This is a genomic window from Streptomyces poriticola (assembly GCF_036689765.1).
GTDB lineage: Bacteria > Actinomycetota > Actinomycetes > Streptomycetales > Streptomycetaceae > Streptomyces > Streptomyces poriticola.
Window position 1 is genome coordinate 245,409 of sequence record NZ_JBAGKH010000003.1, and the last position, 16,864, is coordinate 262,272.

The 16,864-nt window shown below is 71.5% G+C and carries 13 protein-coding genes and 1 pseudogene; 6 read left to right on the forward strand and 8 right to left on the reverse strand.

Annotation, left to right across the window (positions count from 1 at the left end):
• Positions 1-100 precede the first annotated feature (100 nt).
• Entirely contained in the window at positions 101-1,222 is a 1,122-nt protein-coding gene (locus tag V5O46_RS06205; RefSeq protein WP_332883413.1) for a Gfo/Idh/MocA family protein, read from the reverse strand.
• A gap of 317 nt (positions 1,223-1,539) precedes the next feature.
• Positions 1,540-2,571: an aldo/keto reductase gene (locus V5O46_RS06210; protein ID WP_332883414.1), complete on the reverse strand. Its 1,032-nt coding sequence runs from the start codon at positions 2,569-2,571 to the stop codon at positions 1,540-1,542.
• Between the two features lie 147 nt (positions 2,572-2,718).
• Between V5O46_RS06210 and V5O46_RS06215 the strand changes: the two genes are divergently transcribed.
• The gene (locus tag V5O46_RS06215; protein ID WP_332883415.1) at positions 2,719-3,135 is read left to right on the forward strand and encodes a MarR family winged helix-turn-helix transcriptional regulator; all 417 of its coding nucleotides are present in this window, start codon (positions 2,719-2,721) and stop codon (positions 3,133-3,135) included.
• Between the two features lie 561 nt (positions 3,136-3,696).
• Here V5O46_RS06215 and V5O46_RS06220 read toward each other — a convergent pair.
• Positions 3,697-5,145, reverse strand: a complete 1,449-nt coding sequence (locus tag V5O46_RS06220; RefSeq protein WP_332883686.1) for a SulP family inorganic anion transporter — start codon at positions 5,143-5,145, stop codon at positions 3,697-3,699.
• A 116-nt stretch (positions 5,146-5,261) separates the two neighbouring features.
• Positions 5,262-5,855: a carbonic anhydrase gene (locus V5O46_RS06225; RefSeq protein ID WP_332883416.1), complete on the reverse strand. Its 594-nt coding sequence runs from the start codon at positions 5,853-5,855 to the stop codon at positions 5,262-5,264.
• Positions 5,856-6,684: 829 nt separating this feature from the next.
• Between V5O46_RS06225 and V5O46_RS06230 the strand changes: the two genes are divergently transcribed.
• From V5O46_RS06230 to V5O46_RS06240, 3 genes are read left to right on the forward strand one after another with little or no spacing between them, the layout of a single operon-like run.
• A complete protein-coding gene (locus tag V5O46_RS06230; protein WP_332883417.1) occupies positions 6,685-7,482 on the forward strand; it encodes a hypothetical protein in 798 nt (265 codons plus the stop codon).
• A gap of 56 nt (positions 7,483-7,538) precedes the next feature.
• A complete protein-coding gene (locus tag V5O46_RS06235; RefSeq protein WP_332883418.1) occupies positions 7,539-9,131 on the forward strand; it encodes a hypothetical protein in 1,593 nt (530 codons plus the stop codon).
• 20 nt (positions 9,132-9,151) lie between these two features.
• On the forward strand, positions 9,152-9,844 hold the full coding sequence (locus V5O46_RS06240; protein ID WP_332883419.1) for a nucleotide-binding protein: 693 nt from the start codon (positions 9,152-9,154) through the stop codon (positions 9,842-9,844).
• A gap of 107 nt (positions 9,845-9,951) precedes the next feature.
• Here V5O46_RS06240 and V5O46_RS06245 read toward each other — a convergent pair whose 3' ends face one another.
• Entirely contained in the window at positions 9,952-10,734 is a 783-nt protein-coding gene (locus V5O46_RS06245; protein ID WP_332883420.1) for a macro domain-containing protein, read from the reverse strand.
• Between the two features lie 346 nt (positions 10,735-11,080).
• Here V5O46_RS06245 and V5O46_RS06250 point away from each other — a divergent pair, with 346 nt between their 5' ends.
• Positions 11,081-12,436 carry a macro domain-containing protein gene (locus V5O46_RS06250; protein WP_332883421.1) on the forward strand — a complete coding sequence of 452 codons (1,356 nt, stop codon included), beginning with the start codon at positions 11,081-11,083 and terminating at the stop codon, positions 12,434-12,436.
• A gap of 364 nt (positions 12,437-12,800) precedes the next feature.
• Here V5O46_RS06250 and V5O46_RS06255 read toward each other — a convergent pair whose 3' ends face one another.
• From V5O46_RS06255 to V5O46_RS06265, 3 genes and pseudogenes are all read right to left on the reverse strand, one after another.
• A complete protein-coding gene (locus V5O46_RS06255; protein WP_332883687.1) occupies positions 12,801-14,075 on the reverse strand; it encodes a ferredoxin reductase family protein in 1,275 nt (424 codons plus the stop codon).
• A gap of 276 nt (positions 14,076-14,351) precedes the next feature.
• On the reverse strand, positions 14,352-14,840 hold the full coding sequence (locus V5O46_RS06260; protein ID WP_332883422.1) for a hypothetical protein: 489 nt from the start codon (positions 14,838-14,840) through the stop codon (positions 14,352-14,354).
• 401 nt (positions 14,841-15,241) lie between these two features.
• A pseudogene (locus V5O46_RS06265) lies at positions 15,242-15,431 on the reverse strand (DUF1330 domain-containing protein); the annotation flags it as partial.
• A gap of 746 nt (positions 15,432-16,177) precedes the next feature.
• Between V5O46_RS06265 and V5O46_RS06270 the strand changes: the two are divergent.
• On the forward strand, positions 16,178-16,846 hold the full coding sequence (locus tag V5O46_RS06270) for a hypothetical protein (RefSeq protein ID WP_332883423.1): 669 nt from the start codon (positions 16,178-16,180) through the stop codon (positions 16,844-16,846).
• Positions 16,847-16,864: the final 18 nt, after the last annotated feature.

A 16,864-nucleotide genomic window follows, 5' to 3' on the forward strand; every position in this document is an offset into this window, starting at 1 on the left:
CGGTCTCGGATGCCGGACTTCGATCAAGTCGGCCACCTGCGCGATGCTTCGGCTTCGTGTGGCAGTCCACTGGTGGGTGGGCCAAGGCCCGCACGTCCGGTCAGGCTGTCGCAATGGCGGACTCGATGCTGCGGTGCCGGGCGGCGCCGTGCGCGAAATCGGGTACTCCTGACGTGCCCTCGCGCAGGTCGTCCAGGAACTGCCGGTAGGCGTGAGCAACTGCGTAGGCCGGCGCGTCGGCTCGGGGGTCCAGTTGCGGGACGCGAACGTACGATTCCGGCACCGTCAGGGGAGCGGGTCCGGTGGACGTTCCGCGGCCGCCTCCGAGGGTGACCGGGCTGAGCTGGGGATGGCCGATCGGCGCGGTGAGGACGAGGTCGCCCTCGGTGCCGTTGATCTCCCAGCGGAAGTTGGTGCCCCGGGACATGCCTCCGCGGTAGTGGAAGGTGGCTACCGCGCCGCCCGGCAGCCGTCCCGAGGACACCACCTGGTCCGCGGCGGTCATGGGCACGGGCTGTCCGCTCTCGGTGTCCACGGCCGACGTACGCCGCGACGCCAGTTGGATCCGCAGTTCCTCGGGCTCTCCCAGGACGGACGCGAGTCCGTCGAGGGTGTGGCTGAAGGGAATGGTCAGCAGTGTCGCGCCGTTGGCGGCGTCGAGCACGTAGTGATCGCCGGGGCCGACGGTGGCGCCCCAGGCGCCGCCGGAGCCGACGACCGTCGTGGACAGCACCTCCCCCACGTAGCCGTCGGCCACGAGAGCCCGTGCGTAGGCGAGGGCCGGGTGCGACCGCGCCTGGAGTCCGACGACGGTCGGCACGGCGCGGCTGCGCGCTCGCTGCGCCATGTCCTCGGCCTCCGCGAGCCCGTTGCCCAGCGGCCACTCGCACAGCACGCTCTTGCCGGCGCTCAGCGCCGTCTGCACCAGTTCCCGGTGATGTGGCACCTTCACCGCCACGACGACGAGGTCCACCTCGTCGCAGGCAACCAGTTCGGCCGCCGTCCCGAAGGTACGGGACACACCGTGCTTCTGTCCGGAGCGCTCCGCTGACTGTTTCGAACTCGTGCTCAGGGCCCTCAGCTCGTAGCCCGGGACGGCGCGCAGGGCCGGCAGGTGGGAGCGCTCGGCCCAGCTCCCGTGCGCCCCGAGTCCGATGATCCCTACTCCGATCGCCCTTTCGGACCGGGCCAGCTCGGCAAGCAGTGACTCGGATGTGCTCATGATTCGCAGCCTGTTCTTTGTGTAGTTGGCACCGACTTCGCCCACAGTGGCCATGGACCAGATGAGGGAGTGACCACCACAGGGCCTCGTCAGGAGAGGCAGGGCCGCCTGCCGAGCAGGCGCCGGCGCAGGAGACGCGCGCCCGGTGGGTGCGGGGTCAGCGGGTGGTGCCGAGGATGGGCGTGCAGGACACGGTGATGCTGCAGGTGTCGCGGAACTTCTGGCTCGGTTCACCGAGCGTGCTGACGGAGACCATGCCGGTGGAAGCCGCGAGGTCTGCCCGGCCGTCGGCGGTCAGTTCCCTGTGCTTACAGCGGTCAGTTCCCTGTGCTTACAGAGGGCTTCGGACCGCTCTCGCTGTCCAGCAGAGCCATGAGGGGCGCGGCGTACCGGGTTCCAGCCACCGCGTCGGGCGGGATGGCCTCGTCGATCGTGCGGAGGTCCGCGTCGGTCAGGGTGACTTCGGCCGCGACCAGGGCCTCCTCGACGTGGTGCGGTCGACGGGTGCCCAGAACGGCCACGATGGTGCCGCACCGGCGGCTCTGGGCGATGACCCAGGCGGTGGCGAGTTGCGCGATGCTGATGCCGCGCGCGTCGGCGATCGGCCGCAGCCGGTCGGCGAGGGTGAGGTTGGTGGCGAGGTTGTCGGGGTGGAAGCGGGGCAGCCAGTGGGCGCGCGAGTCACCTCCGGCGGGGTGCCGGTAGGTGCCGGTGAGCAGGCCGTGCGCGAGAACCCCGTAGGCGGTGACGCCGATCCCCAGCTCACGGCAGGTGTCCAGGATGCCGTTGGTCTCGGGATCACGGCTGAACAGGGAGTACTCGATCTGTACATCGCAGATCGGGTGCACGGCGTGGGCACGGCGGATGGTCTCCGGCCCCACCTCGGAGAGCCCGATGTGCCGCACGTATCCGGCCTGGACCAGCTCGGAGATGGCGCCGATCGTGTCCTCGATCGGGGTGTCGGCGGCGAGGCGGGAGGGGCGGTAGACGTCGACGTGGTCGGTGCCGAGGCGGCGCAGCGAGTAGGCGAGCGCGTTCTTGACGTGGGCGGGACGGCCCTCGATGCCGACGAAGGCTCCGTCGGGGCCGCGCAGAGCGCCGAACTTGACGCTCAGGAGCACCTTCTCGCGATCGTCGGCCCGGAGGGCGCGGCGGACGAGGTCCTCGTTGTGGCCCATGCCGTAGAAGTCCGCGGTGTCGAGGAGGGTGACGCCTGCGGCGAGGGCCGTGTGGATGGTGGCGACGGCGTCAGCCTCGTCGGCGGGGTCGGTGTGGTCGGACATGCCGGCGCAGCCCAGCGCGAGAGGGGCGACCTGCGGGCCGCCGGTTCCAAGGGGTCGGGTTTGCATGGATCCTTCTGCGGGTCGAGGGCGACGGGCGCGGCCAACGGGGGCTGCAGAAGGCGCAGCCGCCTGTTAGCGTTGACATTTCAACACTAGGAAAGTCACGTTGATATGTCAACATCAGCTGGCGGAACTGCCGAGCCGGAGGAGCCCATGAGCGACGCCGCCGCACCGGAGCCCGTCGACCTCTGGTCCGCCTTCAAGCGCGCCCACGAGATCGTCCGAGCCCGCGTGATCGCGGACACCGCCGAGGCAGCGGGCCTGTCCGAGCCGGACCTGACGATCCTCGTCAACCTCAACAAGGCGGGAGGCGCCCTACGCCAGAGCGAGCTCGCCGCGTCGCTCGGCTGGGACCGCACACGCATCTCCCACCAGCTCACCCGCATGGGCAAGCGCGGACTCGTCACCCGCGAACGCGCCGGCGGTGTCACCGTCACCCTCACCGGCACCGGACGCCAGGCCGTCTCCGCCGTGCGCCCCGGCCTGGACGCCGCGGTACGCCGCCACTTCACCGACAAGCTCTCCGCGCAGGAGATCGAAACACTGAGCTCCGTGCTCCGCCGGCTGTAGCCGCCGGAACACGAAGCCGACAAGCCGCCGGGGAGCGGACACCGGCCCCCGATCAGGTGGCCCTGCCCCCCTGCTCGACTTCATGCACGTCAGCGAGTACGCGTGGGACGCAGCAGAGCACACCCGGGCACTGCGGGGGGGCCGTTGACTCGGCGGAGGCGACTTTCGCAGGGACACCGCGGGCTCGGCCGTCCGCCCGCGATGAGAGCCGGGCCTGTCCGCTCCCGGAACGAGGCAAGGCCGGACAGCACGGGTCGGAGGGAAGCCGGAGTCCGTTGGGGAATCGGCATCTGACCCTTGTCGGCGAAGACGAGGCACAGCCCGCGGCGGCCGGGCCGGCCCGCCGGCTCGCGGGGCGGCACGGCGACCGGCACGGTCCCGCCTGTCCGGTCCTTGCGGGCCGGCTGTTGTGAAGCAGCTTCCCGCGTCGGTCCCGCGGGACGGGCGGTGTGGCCGACCGCTCGGCGAGCAGACTGCATCGCCCTGTCCCGGCGACAAGCCGTGGCCGTGGCCGGACTCCGGCCCCGCCGGAGACGTGAGGCCTCCGGCGGGGCGGGTGAGTCAGCCCGTGGGCAGCAGGACCCGGGTCGCTCCCTTCTCGTCGTTGTGCCGGTCCGCCCAGTTCACCAGGGCCGTGTGGCAGGCGTGGTCCAGGTGACGCAGGTCGAGCAGATCCAGTTCGATGGGGCGGTCCCGGGGCAGGGACTCGAGGGTGCTCAGGATGCGCGGGAGACGCAGGAAGGTGGCGTTGCCGGAGACGACCACGCGCAGGGGGCCGTTGCCGGGGCCGTCGTCCGGCTGGACGTGGACCTGGACGTGCGAGGTCTCCCAGGCGGACTTGGCGACCGCCAGCAGCAGGCCGGCCAGCACTCCTTCGAACATGTTGGTGACCACGATGGCGACGGCCGTGACCAGCAGGATCACTGCCTCGCCGCGCCGCTGCCGCCACAGCTGCCGCACCTCGGCCAGCGGGATGAGCTTCCACCCCGAGTAGACGAGGACGCCCGCGAGGCAGGCCAGCGGGATCAGCCCGAGGGCCGCGGGCACCAGCGCGGCGAACAGCAGCAGCCAGCCGCCGTGCAGCACGCGGGAGGCCTTGGTCCGGGCGCCCGCCTGGACGTTCGCGGCGCTGCGGACGATCACCGCGGTCATCGGGAGGGCGCCCAGCGCGCCGCAGACGGCGTTGCCCGCGCCCTGGGCCATCAGCTCCTTGTCGTAGTGGGTGGCCGGGCCGTTGTGCAGCCGGTCCACGGCCGCCGCGCTGAACAGGCTCTCCGCCGAGGCGATGAGGGTGATCGCGACGACGGTGCCGACGGCCCCGGCCGAGGCGAGCGCGCCGAAGTCGTCGGCGGACGGCGGGCGGATCACCCCCAGCAGCCCGCTGACCTCCACCCGTTCGACGGGAAGGCCGAACAGCGCGGTGAGAGCGGTGGCCCCGCCGACCGCGGCCAGCGGCGCGGGAATGGTGCGCACCCGTGCGGGCATCAGCTTCCACAGGGCCATGACCGCGATCGAGCCGACGCCCAGAGCCGCGGCCGTCAGCGCCCGCGGGTCTCCGGCCACACCGGTGAACAGCCCGGGCAGCCCAGCGAGGTTGGCCGGGCCCGAGCCCGGCGCCTCCGCGTCGGCGACGGCGTAGAGCTGGCCCGCGATCAGGACGAGGCCGATACCGGCGAGCATGCCCTCGACGACCGCGATGGAGATGGCCCGGAACCAGCGGCCCAGCCGCAGCAGGCCCATCAGCAGCTGCAGCCCACCCGCGATCAGCACGAACACGCCCAGCGGCCCGAGCCCGTACTCCGTGACGGCCTCCAGCACCAGTACGGTCAGTCCGGCGGCCGGGCCGCTGACCTGGAGACTGCTGCCCGGCAGCAGCCCGGTGACCAGCCCGCCGACGATGCCGGTCACCAGGCCGAGCTCGGCGGGCACCCCGGAGGCGACGGCCACGCCCACGCACAGGGGCAGGGCGACCAGGAACACGACGACGGATGCGGTGAGATCGGCGCGCAGGGCTTCCTTGCCCGGCCCGGCGCCCCGCCCGGGCCCCGGCGGTGCGGTGCGCCGGTGCCGGCCGCGGCGGCCCGGCTCCTGAGCGGGCGGGACGGCCGCGGTGCCGGTCGCGGCGTTCACAGCGGAAGGAAGGCGTCGTCGTGGGGACGGTGGACGAGCACCGCACCGGTGTCGACCACGTAGAACCAGCCGTGCAGCCGCAACTCCCCGGCGGCGATGCGCCGCTGGACGCACGGGTACTCCCGCAGCCGCTCCAGCTGCCGCAGCACATGGTCCTGGACGGCTTCCGCGACGTCGGGGGCGGCCGGGTCGCGGAAGAGGGGCGGCGGGGCGGAGCTCTCCAGCCAGTCGCGCACCGCGGGCACGGACGAGAGGTCCTCACGTCGCACCATCGCACCGACCGCGCCGCAGTGGGAGTGGCCGCAGACGACGACGTCGGCGACGCCCAGCACCTCGACGGCGTACTCGACGGTGGCCGCCTCGCCCGACGGTCGGCCGCTGTCCCACCGAGGGACGATGCCGCCGGCGGTGCGGAGTTCGAAGAGCTCGCCGGGCCGGGCCCCGGTGATCAGAGATGGGATCACCCGGGAGTCCGAGCAGGTGATGAACAGCGCGTGGGGGGACTGGCCCGCCGCGAGCCGGCCGAACTCGTCGGCACGGGCTGCGGCCTGGTCCCGGAAGGCGCGGACGTGCGAAGTGAACTGGTCCATGGGGATGGTCCTCCGGCGCGCCCCGAAGGACGCGCGAGGTGTAGGTGGTCTGGTCGGAATCGCAGATGGACGGTTGTGGGGGGTGTGCCGTGCAGGTGCCGACCCGAGGCCCGGCCGGAGGCGGAACAACCGGAGAGCCGAGTCGCATCGAGGCACATTTGATCCAACTGGTCAGTAACTCCAGCCTCTTGGATCACTGTGACACCGCCAGGACACCCACGGCAGCGATTCGTTAAGAATTCGTGGCCGTCGTGACACTTGACACACAGGCAGGTCGGGGCGTACCGCCGGTCACAGGCCGACGCGCTGTACCCGCCGGACCCACGGCCGGCGCGCGCCCCACCTCGACGATCTGCTGCTCCTGGCGTACGTCCCCGGGACGCTCCTGGCGGTGGGCAGCGTCCTGCTGCTCGCCCGGAGTTGATCCGCGCCGACTCGTAGCAGCCCTGCCGGGTGCTCAGGGGAGGGTCTCGGGGCACCTGGAGGCCCCGGTCGACCGTGGGCACACCGACCCGTGGCCGAGTGCGGGAGCGATGGCCGGATCTGGTGTCGTCACCGGGGCGGGAGGGGAGTTCCTCCACGCCTGGAGCGCGAGTGACGGGCCGTACGGCCCGAAAGGACTCCGGAGCGGGCCGGAAGCGGATCGGAAGCAGATCGGTTCTGGCCACGGAAGCGGCGGCACTGGTCGCATCGGAGATGTCAACCGCTCTTTCGCGCACCGCTGTTCACCGTCGGCCCGCGCCTGGTCCGCCGCGTACGCACGTACCGTACGGGCCGCCGCGGGGCAGCCGGGCGGGTGCGCCGCACCGCGTGAACTCTGGAGAACCCCATGACCGACCCAGGGCCGACACCGCCTGCCGGGCCTCCCGACCCGCCGTCCATCCATCGCACGCCGCCCTCCTACGGCGCCCCCGGGCTGATCCCGCCCAGCGGCCCCGCCCGCACCTGGGCACTCGTGGTCATCGCCACTCCCCTGCTGCTCGCCATGATGATCGCCCTGTTCGGCGGCCTGGACGACAGCTCCGCCTCATCCGGGTCATCCGGGTCGCCCTGGTCGTCCGGGGCGTCCGGGGCGTCCGGGTCATCAGGATCGTCCGGGTCATCAGGATCATCCGGGTCCGGCTTCTTCGGCTCGGACTCCTTCGGCTCGGCCGGCGTCGGGACATCTGACGAGCCGACCTACGAGGCCCCGACGACGACGCCCGGATGGCCGTACGGAGACCCCGGTGCACCGGACGTCCACAGCACCCCCGGGACGACGGCGACCGGCGGCCACGGGGAGGACGGCTACCCCTACCCGGCGGACACCGCCACCGGCGCGCCGGCCACGAGCGCGGCCGACGAGCCGGGTGAGGTCGTCATCGCCTACTTCGAGGCGGTCGACACCGGCGACTACCAGACCGCCTGGGACCTCGGCGGCAAGAACCTCGGCTCCGACTACGACGACTTCGTCGAGGGCTACGCCACCACCGAGCAGAACACCGTCAGCATCGTGTCCGTGCAGGGTGCCGAGGTGCGGCTGACCGTCGAGGCACTTCAGACCAACGGCACCACGGACTCGTACGACGTCACGTACACCGTCCACGACGGTGTGATCACCAGTGGCACGGCCACGCAGACCGACTGACACCCACCGGGCGTGCCCGGAGGGGTGCGCCCGCACGAGCGGAGCGCTGAACCACCATGGCCACAGAAGCACTCTCCCCCCATCCGCCCGGCCCGGCGCCGCGGAAGCCGCCGGAGCACCGGGAGTACGCGCGCACCAGAGCCACCCGGCTGCTCTCGGCGGGCACCTACCTCCATCCCGGATACCGGCGCGCCGTCATCCGGGAACTGCTCGACCAGCGATTCCGGGTCGTCCCGCCCTCCTTCGGCTACGACACCGTGTCGGTGCTCGCGCACGCCCTCGCGGCGCGCCGGCTGCGCCGCATCCAGTGGGGAGCCGCGGCCGGCGCGGCGGCAGTCGTCGTGCTGCTGGCGGGAAACGGAGTGATCAGCTCGTCCCTCGGCAACGTCCTGCTGTGCTGGGTGCTGTGGGCGGCCGCCTATCTGCGGCGGATCGTCACCCTGCACATCCTGATGACCCGACTGCGGGAGAGCGGCCCGGACGGCGGCTTCGACGGCGCCTGGCCGTCGCACCCCCAGCTGACCGCCGGGCTCGCCCACAAGATCGACCATGAGCAGGCCAGCCGCGGCGGACTGGTCTTCTACGGCGGCTACCGGCCCTTCGTCGGCGCGGGTGTGCCGCTGCGCGAGTGGTCGAACGCGCAGTTGCTGCTCGGCGCGCCGAAGACGCGGATCATGGCGCGCAAGAGCGAGGACGGCTCGCCGCCCGACCTCGACACCATCGAGCGCAGGAAGATGGTCCCGTTCACCGTGCGCGAGATCTCCGGCGAGATCGCCGCCCGGATGGCCGCCGATCTGCGCGACGAGGCCCGGGTCGACGAGCGGATCGAGGGGCTGACCGTCGAGCAGCGCCGCTACACCACCGCGATCCGCACCAACGACCGTTCCACCGGGGCCGGCTGGTCCGGGCTGCCCGGCGAGGACGACCTGCCCGGCATCCACTGGCGGGAGGACTACGACGCGGCCCGCGAGTACCTGTGCGTGCGCGTCGGCTCGTGGAACGAGGAGCTGGTGACCTCGATCTTCGTCGGGTTCGACATCAAGGGCAACACGCTGCACACCGAGTTCTACACCTATGTGCTCAAGCCGCTGGTGGAGGACTTCCATCTCGTGGACCAGCTGCCCCGCACCATCAGCTGGCGCCTGGCGGTGCGCGTGGCGTGGGACATGCTGACCACCCTGCTGCGCTGGTCGGCCCTGCTGCTGCTGCTGCCGCTGTGTCTGATCCCCAGCCGGTTCCTGCCGGCGTGGGCGGTCCGGTGGGTCAAGCCCTGGCAGGCCGGACGGGCCAGGAACGCGGCCGTCGAGGTGTTGCTGACGGATCAGGCCAAGGACAGCAGCGAGTTCCGGCTCGGCCGCTACGTCAACCCCTGGCTCGACTGCGGTGCTCGGGCCAGCGTCAGGGAAATGGCCACGAGCGAGACGCACCACCACTTCTTCCAGCACTGCGACGCGACGAAGTACACCGAGATCATCGAGCGTCGCCTGCTCCAGAACATCCGCATGTTCCTCGCCGATCACGACGTGGACCTCGCCGAGCACGATCGCGCGCAGACCAACATCCTGCTGGGCGACAACAGCCAGAACGTCTTCGGTGGCCAGAACAGCGACTTCGGATACAACTACCAGCCCGCGGGCAGCGGTTCGTGAGGGAAGGAAGGGGAGTGACCATGAGCCAGGGCCACACCTTCGGCGACAGGAACCAGAACATCCTCGGCGGCAGCAACAACGGCTTCGGGTACAACGTCTACAACACCCCCCAGCCTCCGCAGCCGTCCGCCGAGCAGGAGGCGGCGCGGGCGGCCCAGGCGCGCGCGGACCACGCCCGCAGCCGCAGCGTCTTCGTGGTGCACGGCCGCGACGAGGAGGTCCGCACGGCGATGTTCGGGCTGCTGCGCAGGCTCGACCTGCGCCCGCTGGAGTGGGAGCGGCTGGTCCGGGCCACCGGGGGGACCGCGCCGTTCCTCGGCGAGGTCATCGAGAAGGCGCTGTCGCAGGCGCAGGCGGCGCTCGTGCTGCTCACTCCGGACGACGTCAGCAAGCTCCATCCGCACCTGCTGGGCGACAGCGAGCCTCCCTACGAGACCCGGCTGACCGGCCAGCCCCGCCAGAACGTGCTGATCGAGCTCGGCATGGCGCTGATGGCCTATCCGGAGCGGACGATCATCGTGCAGGTCGGCCAGGTGCGGCCGGCCGCGGACCTCGCGGGCCGCAACGTGATCCACTTCGACGGCTCCGAGACCGCCGTCTCGAAGATCGTCGAACGGCTCAAGGGAGCCGAGTGCGACCTCGACGACACCCGGCCGGACTGGCGTGACATCTCGTACTTCAGGAATCTGGCGGCCTACCGACGGCTGGCCTGAGGGACGGCGGGGTGGGGGCGGGACGCCGAGGGCCTTCCGCCCCCCTCGTGCGGGCGTCAGCGGATGGACGTACGCCGTCACGGGCGGCTGGGTGGGTCGGGCCTCTCCTACCGCTCCGGGCCGGACGCCAGGGCCTCCAGGAACGCCGCCAGTTCGCGCATGTCGACGCTCTGCAGCTCCTCGGGCCGTATCACCAGGCGCAGTTCACGGCAGATCACGCTCTCCCGGGAGCGGGCCACGAAGGACATCAGAACCAGCCGGAGCAGGCTGTCCCGGTCGAGGAAGCCGAGCCGCGCCAGGCCGGAACCCACCAACGGCATGGCCACGGTGTCCAGTGGGGCGTGCGCGCGCAGTGCGTCCCACAGTCCCCCCAGGCCGCGCCACAGATCCTCGACGCCGGAGGCGGCCACGTAGTCGTTGCCGATCCGGCTGTAGGCGACGCCGAACACCAGACGCGGTCGGGTGCCCAGGACGGCCACCGTGCCGATCGGGTAGCGGTCGAGCTTGCCGAGCGGCTTGTCCGCCCGCTGCTCGCGCGCAACGGGCTCGGCCGAAGCGAGCGCCGCGCTCAGCTCCGCGTCCAGCCGGGCCACGTCGCCGCCGTACGTGCGCTCCAGCAGCTGCGCCTGCATGCTGTCGGCGTTGATGACCCTGCCGTCGGCCGACAGGGTGTCGAAGGTGTCGCAGAAGCCGACGACGACATGGGCCGGCTGGTCGAACACATCGCCCGCCTCGACGACCACGGTCATGTCGGGCCGCCGGAACGCCTGCTGCACCCGGGCCGCCGGGCGGGCCCTCACCAGCCCCCAGCCCAGACAGGCCGCCACCGACAGCCCGACGACCGCGCCGGACCCGAGGTGCGGCACGAACGGGCCAGCGACCTGAAGCACGGCGGACAGCCCGCCGAAGGCCACCATCGTGTCGCGTACGAAGACCTGCCGGGCGCGCCGGGTGCCACGCAGCAGACGTGAGAGGCGGAGACTGCGGGAGCGGCGACCCGGACGCCGTCGTGGGCGGGGCCGGGATCCTGGGCGGGGCCGGGGTTCCGGGCGGGACCCCGGCCTGGAGGTATCCGGCAACCGTATCGGGTTCATCGGGTCCAAAGCACCGGAATCACCCGAACTCATGGTTACCCCACTCGCTGGTGATAATCTGCCGGTCACTCATACCTGACTCAGAGTGACGCACAACCGCCGGGGGGCGACGGGCATGGTCGGTGCGAGAGCGCGTGTTCGAGTGAAGATACTGGGCCCGGTCCAGCTCGAGGTCGACGGTCTTCCGGTCCGGCTGACGCCGCTGACCGTACGGCTGCTGGTCCGTCTGGTGGCGGCCGAGGGCGAGGCGGTGCCGGTGCGGCAACTGCGCCGGGACGTGTGGGGGCTCTCGGACGAGCCCCGCCATCTGGACCAGCGCAACCGCAACGAGGTCCAGAAACGGGTCCTGGAGCTGCGTCGGGCCCTGGCACCCGGCCAGGACAGCGCCGGGACGAACATCCTGCGCACCGAGCAGCAGGCCACCGTGCAAGGGCCGGAGACCGCCTACCGACTGGTGCTGGGGCTCGAGGAACTGGACAGCGCGCGGTTCACCGCGATCGTCAGCGGCGCCCTGCTCGCACCGCCGGCCACCGCCGCCCACCGGCTGGCCGAGGCGCTGTCCATGGTGCGCGGCCGGCCGCTGGCCGAGGTGAACGGCGAGGGGTTCGCGATGCCCTTCATCCGCCGCTTGACGGTTCTCCAGGAGACCGCCCGGCGTGAACTCGTACGGGTCCAGACGGACCTGGGGCGTCCGGAGCTCGCCCTGCCGGTCGCCGAGCTGATCGTCCGTGAACGCCCGGACGACGCCGAGGCCGCGCGTGTCCTCGACACCCTGCGCGCGGAGCTGCGTGCCAGACACGGGTCCGAACTGCTGAGGCACCGGGTGCCGTTGCCCGGCCAGCGTGCCGACGTGGTGTTGGTGCGCGGCGACCTGTTCGACCAGGCGGACTGCAACCTGGTGGTCGGGTTCACCGACACCTTCGACACGGAGACCGCCGAGGATCTCGTGATCAGCCGCGAGAGCGTGCAGAGCCAGCTCGTGGACCGGGTGTTCGCCGGGCGGCGCCGTCTGCTCGACGACAAGCTGCGGGCGGGGCTGCGCAAGGTGAAGGCGGCGGGCACCGAGAGCGTTCGGTCCAAGCCTCTGGGCCGGCGGGTGCGTTACCCGGTGGGCACGACCGTGGTGGTGCCGATCGACGGCCGCCGGGTGTTCGCCACCGCCTACTCGCAGCTCGGCAACGATCTCGTGGCCAGGTCCAGCGACCGTGATCTGCAGCTGAGTCTGGAGAACCTGTGGGCCTCCGTGGCGGTTCACGGTCTGTTCAAGCCGGTCGCCATTCCCCTGATCGGTTCCGGGCTGGCCCGTGTCACCGATCTGGACCGGGGCCAGCTGGTCGCCCTGATCGTGGATTCGTTCATCGACGCCTGCCGCCGCTATCCCGCGCTGACCCCCGAGCTGCGCCTCGTGATCCGGCCCCAGGAGCTGGCCCGGACCGACCTGACCCCGGTGGAACAGCGCTTCCAGGACCTGGTCCCCGGCCCGCGCGCGGCCGACTGAGGACGAAGGTGAGGCCGGGCGGTGGCCGGGGCGTGTCCCCGGGGCCGACGGGTCGATCCGCATCTCCCAGCTCCCCCTTCGCGGCATCTCCCGCCGTCCTGCCCCGCGCCGCATCGCCCGGCCTCACCTCGTCCACGAGACCACTCCGGGCGCTTCCGCCGGTACCGGCCAACCGCTTCCGATCCGATTCCGAGGTGCTCCCGGCAGTGGTACCTGCCGCGGCCGGGGGTCCCCGCCCTGGAGCGCGCGGCGAGTGCGTCGGGGGCGTGTGTCCCGGGGGCGCCGCGGCGGCCCCGTTCTCGTCGTCGTCGGTGCGGAGGGTGGCGGGCGGGCGACCCTGCGGAGGGGCGCGGCCCTTTCCGGGTCAGGCCATGCCGAACTTCTCGGCGTGCACCTGTCGCGCGGGGACCTGCAGGTCCCTCAGGCTGGAGAGCACGGCCGTGGTCATGGCGGGCGGGCCGCAGACGTACACGTCGCGTCCGGTGACGTCGGGGACCAACCGGGACAGGACGCTCGGATCGAAGGGCGGGGCGCCGCTCTCGCCGGTCCGGCCCGTGATCAGGTGCAGCCGGCCGCCCCGGAGCGCGACCAGCTGCCGGACCTCGTTCAGCAGCACGGCGTCGGCCTCGCTGCGCACCCGGTACAGCACCACGACGTCGCCGGTCCCCTGTTCCTCCAGCATGGCCCGCACCGGTGTGATCCCCACGCCGCCGGCGATGAGGAGGGCGCCGGGCCGGGTCCGGTGCAGCGAGGTGAACGCCCCGTACGGCCCCTCGACGAAGGCGCGGCTGCCGGCCGGGACGTTCCGCAGACCGGCGCTGGCGCTGCCCACCGCCTTCGCCGTCAGGCGCAGCCCCTGCCCGCGCGGCTCCGCCGACAGGGAGAAGGGGTTGGCCAGCCACCAGTGGTGGTGTCCGGGGAACCGCCAGATGCAGAACTGGCCCGCCCGTGCGGGGAGCTTCTCGAGGTGCCGGCCGGTGACGTAGACGGAGACCACGTTGTCCGACTCCGGCACCACGGCCACGACGCGGAACTGGTGGTAGGCGTTGCGCCACAGCGGCATGACCAGGCGTCCCGTCAGCAGGGCGCCGAAGGCGAACAGCCACAGGATCCACCAGTAGGCCTGGGCGAAGGCGGAGGACGTGAACGTCGTGGTCTCCAGCAGCTGGTGGACGAACGACAGCCCCAGGGCCACGTAGAGCAGCAGGTGCAGACCGTGCCAGACCTCGTACTGCAGCCGCCGGCGAAGCGCCCGGGTGGAGATTACGGCAATCACGACGATGACGCTCGCGGCCAGTATGCCCAGCAGGGAGGCCGGCACCCCGCTCAGTGCGACGAACGTCTTCGCCATGGACGCGTCGTCGAGCGTCGCGTAGCCGAGCACCACCAGCGTGGCGTGGGTGAGGACGGTCCACAGCAGGGTGAAGCCGACCCAGCGGTGCCACACCGTGAGCCGGTCCATCCCGATGCGGCGGTCCAGCCACGGCAGCCGGGCCACCAGCAGCAGCTGGAACAGCATCAACAGGGCCGCGTGGACCCCGAAGAACTTGGCGACCGTGAGCACCCCGTTCTTGCCCGAGCCGGCGCCGAGGAACAGCGCCTCGACGATCACCACGTTGGCGATGACGAATGCCCACATCGCCCGTCGTGCCGCGTCCACCGGAAGTACGGTGCCTCTGCGCACCGCATTGCCCGCCACCGACATAGTTGCCTCACATCCCCCCGGGGCCGCCGTACTCGCGGCCCTGTGCGCCAACGCCATGAAGATCGGGTACTTCGTCCCTGTGCGCACCCCGATCGGATACGCATACGGACCGTGTGCCCGATCCGTTCACGCCGGAAGCGTCGAAGACTCCGGCCGAGCACGACAGGCCGTACTGAACCGGCCAGGACGTGTCGCCCGGAGGAACCTGCGCTACCCCGACGAAGAAACGAGATTGACCGTGTAGTCCGCCCTGAACTTGCATTCCTGATCGCCAAGAAAGGCGTTGTGTGAGCAGGAGACGGTCTGGAATCCCTCAATCTCGCCAAATCGGATCTTGAGCCTGGAGCAGCCGAAGTAAACGCGAGTATGGACGGTCCCCAACTCGACGAAGTCTTGGGTCAGGTCAGGGGCAAGTATGAGCATCTGGTTGAGCTGGCCTGGGCTCTCCGTTCCGAAGTGACGAACGGTGAGTCGTCTCATGACGTTGTAGGTGAGACTGTTTCCCGGCTCAAGTCGTTGCGCTCCACTGGGATGCAACGGCTCTCCACGCTCCCTGGAGTACAGGGTCTCCCGCTGGAAATCCTGCTCATCGTCCACGGCGCGGACTGTCCGGACTTGGATGAACCCCATGGGGGATACGCGGGTGGCGCCGACATTCGTGATGGCTGCCAGCGTGACGTCGACGATCTTCTCGGCCATGGCGCTCCCCTCGTGATCGACCTGTTGCGCGGCCGTAGTCCGAGTCCACCCGCGCGGAACACAGGCTCGGAAGCGCGTGCGCCAGTCCGTACGTGTGCTGGTAGGTGGCGCCCAAGCTCCTCGAGGACAGTCGAGCGGTGAAGAGGCGAATGGCGATTTCCCGCCACCCAGCTCTCCCGTCAATGATCCGCCGGGCTTTCTGCGTCTGCAACCTGAGTGGTTGCAGCAGCCGGGTGCACGGTCCGTCGTTCCTGAGAGCCAGGCTCCACGGACCGGACCCGGTCCGCGAAAGCGAGTGGCTCGGCGCAGGTTCAAGTGCGGCAGTCGACGAAGAGGCCCCGGCACCGCCACACCCGCTCCGTCCGAGTACACCAGCGACCATGTGTACGGTCACCCAGAGACTCTATGTGCCGGTTGGGCAGGGGTGCGATCCCCTGGTAGGCGGGCGAGTTCCACCTGGCGCTTGGCGATGTGCACGAGGAAGCGGCCACCGAACGGCTCCAAGGTGGCGGAGACGCACTGGACGTACTCGGCGGTGTCCGGGTGCGGGGCGGCAGCCGGGCGCAGGTGCGCGATGGCGTAGGCGGGCATGGGGTCCTTCCGGTCGACCCCGCAACGCCGGGACGACGTACCCAGGCGCCTGGTGTCCTGGAACCGTGTCACGGGCTGGTGCACCCGTCGTTGGCGGGAGCCGTCGCCGCGGCGCGTTCCGCCATCGCGATCCGGAGCCCACGGGACCGGGCACAGGCCGGAGCTCGCCTGTCCTTGGGAGGCAGGGGCGCCACCGGACCGCTCTCGCCCCGGACCCGCAGGAGGGCGGGGAGGCCGGTCTCCGGGTCGGGGCGGTGGGCGGTGGCGATGCCGGTGGCGGTTCCGCCCGGTCGGGTCCGTCGCCAACGGTGCTGCACACCCGGTCGGGGCAGGCAGCGGCAGCCGGGTGCGCCGTCGCAGCATGCATCCTCCCCACTTACGGTGTGCGGGCCCCGCGTGCGCGCGCCGGGGCGCCGACCGGTCGATGACGCACGATAGACGCGACACTTCGCATCAGTAAACAGGAACCGTGCGCAACAGGTCGAATCTGTAGGGTGATTGAGTGGTTCCGGGATGGGGCGGGCCGAGGGTTCAGGCTGTTCGTGCGGCTGGACGGGCGCCGCAGGCGAGCGGGCTCGGGCCGCGGAGTTCGGCTTGTTCCGTATGCGTTCGTGACGGCACGGTGGCGGCGGTGTACCGCATCCCCCTACGGCCTGCCCTCCCGCCCCGTGTCGGCCGGGCGGCGAGCCGACCGGCGTCCGGTGATAATCGGGCCGTGATCGACTGCTTCCACTCCCCCACCCCTCATGGCTGAGCCGCCGCCCCGGAGCCTGCCGGCCGATCTCCTGGCCGCGGGGGCGCCGTACGGGCTGCTGCTGGCCGGGGGACATGCGGCGCGCGAGCACGGGCTGGTGGAGCGGGCGGGGCCGGGTGTCACCGTCGCCTCGGACAGCTCCGCCGGCATGGCGGAGATCGCCGACGGTGTGCGTGCGGGGCTCGTGGAGCTCGGGTGGCTCGTAGCGTCGGTCGAGACGGATCCGCTGGCGGCGCGGCTGGTGGTCGCCGAGCCGGTGACCGGTGCGGAGTGTGTGGTGGACGTCGTGAAGGAGGTGCTGTGGGGGCCGCCGGTGGCTTCTGAGGACGGGCCGGTGCTGTCGCTGGAGGATCTCATCGGCACCCGGGTGCGGGCGCTGGTGGACCGGGGGCTCGCCCGGGACCTCGTCCACGTGCGGGCCGCGGCACGGCTGCGCAGCCGGCCGGAGCTGGAGGAACTCGGGCGCCGGCACGCGCTCGACGCCTTCGACCTCGCCGACCTCCAGTCCCGGCTGACCGGGGCGGACTGGATCGACGACGGCGCGTTCGCCGCCTGCGGGCTCGACCCGGAGGCGGTGGCCGAGCTGCGGCGGTGGGCGCTGGAGTGGGCCGACGACATCGCCGAACGGCTCGCGGAGGAAGAGCCGCCGGACGACGCGTGAGTGCAGCCTCCCCTCCCA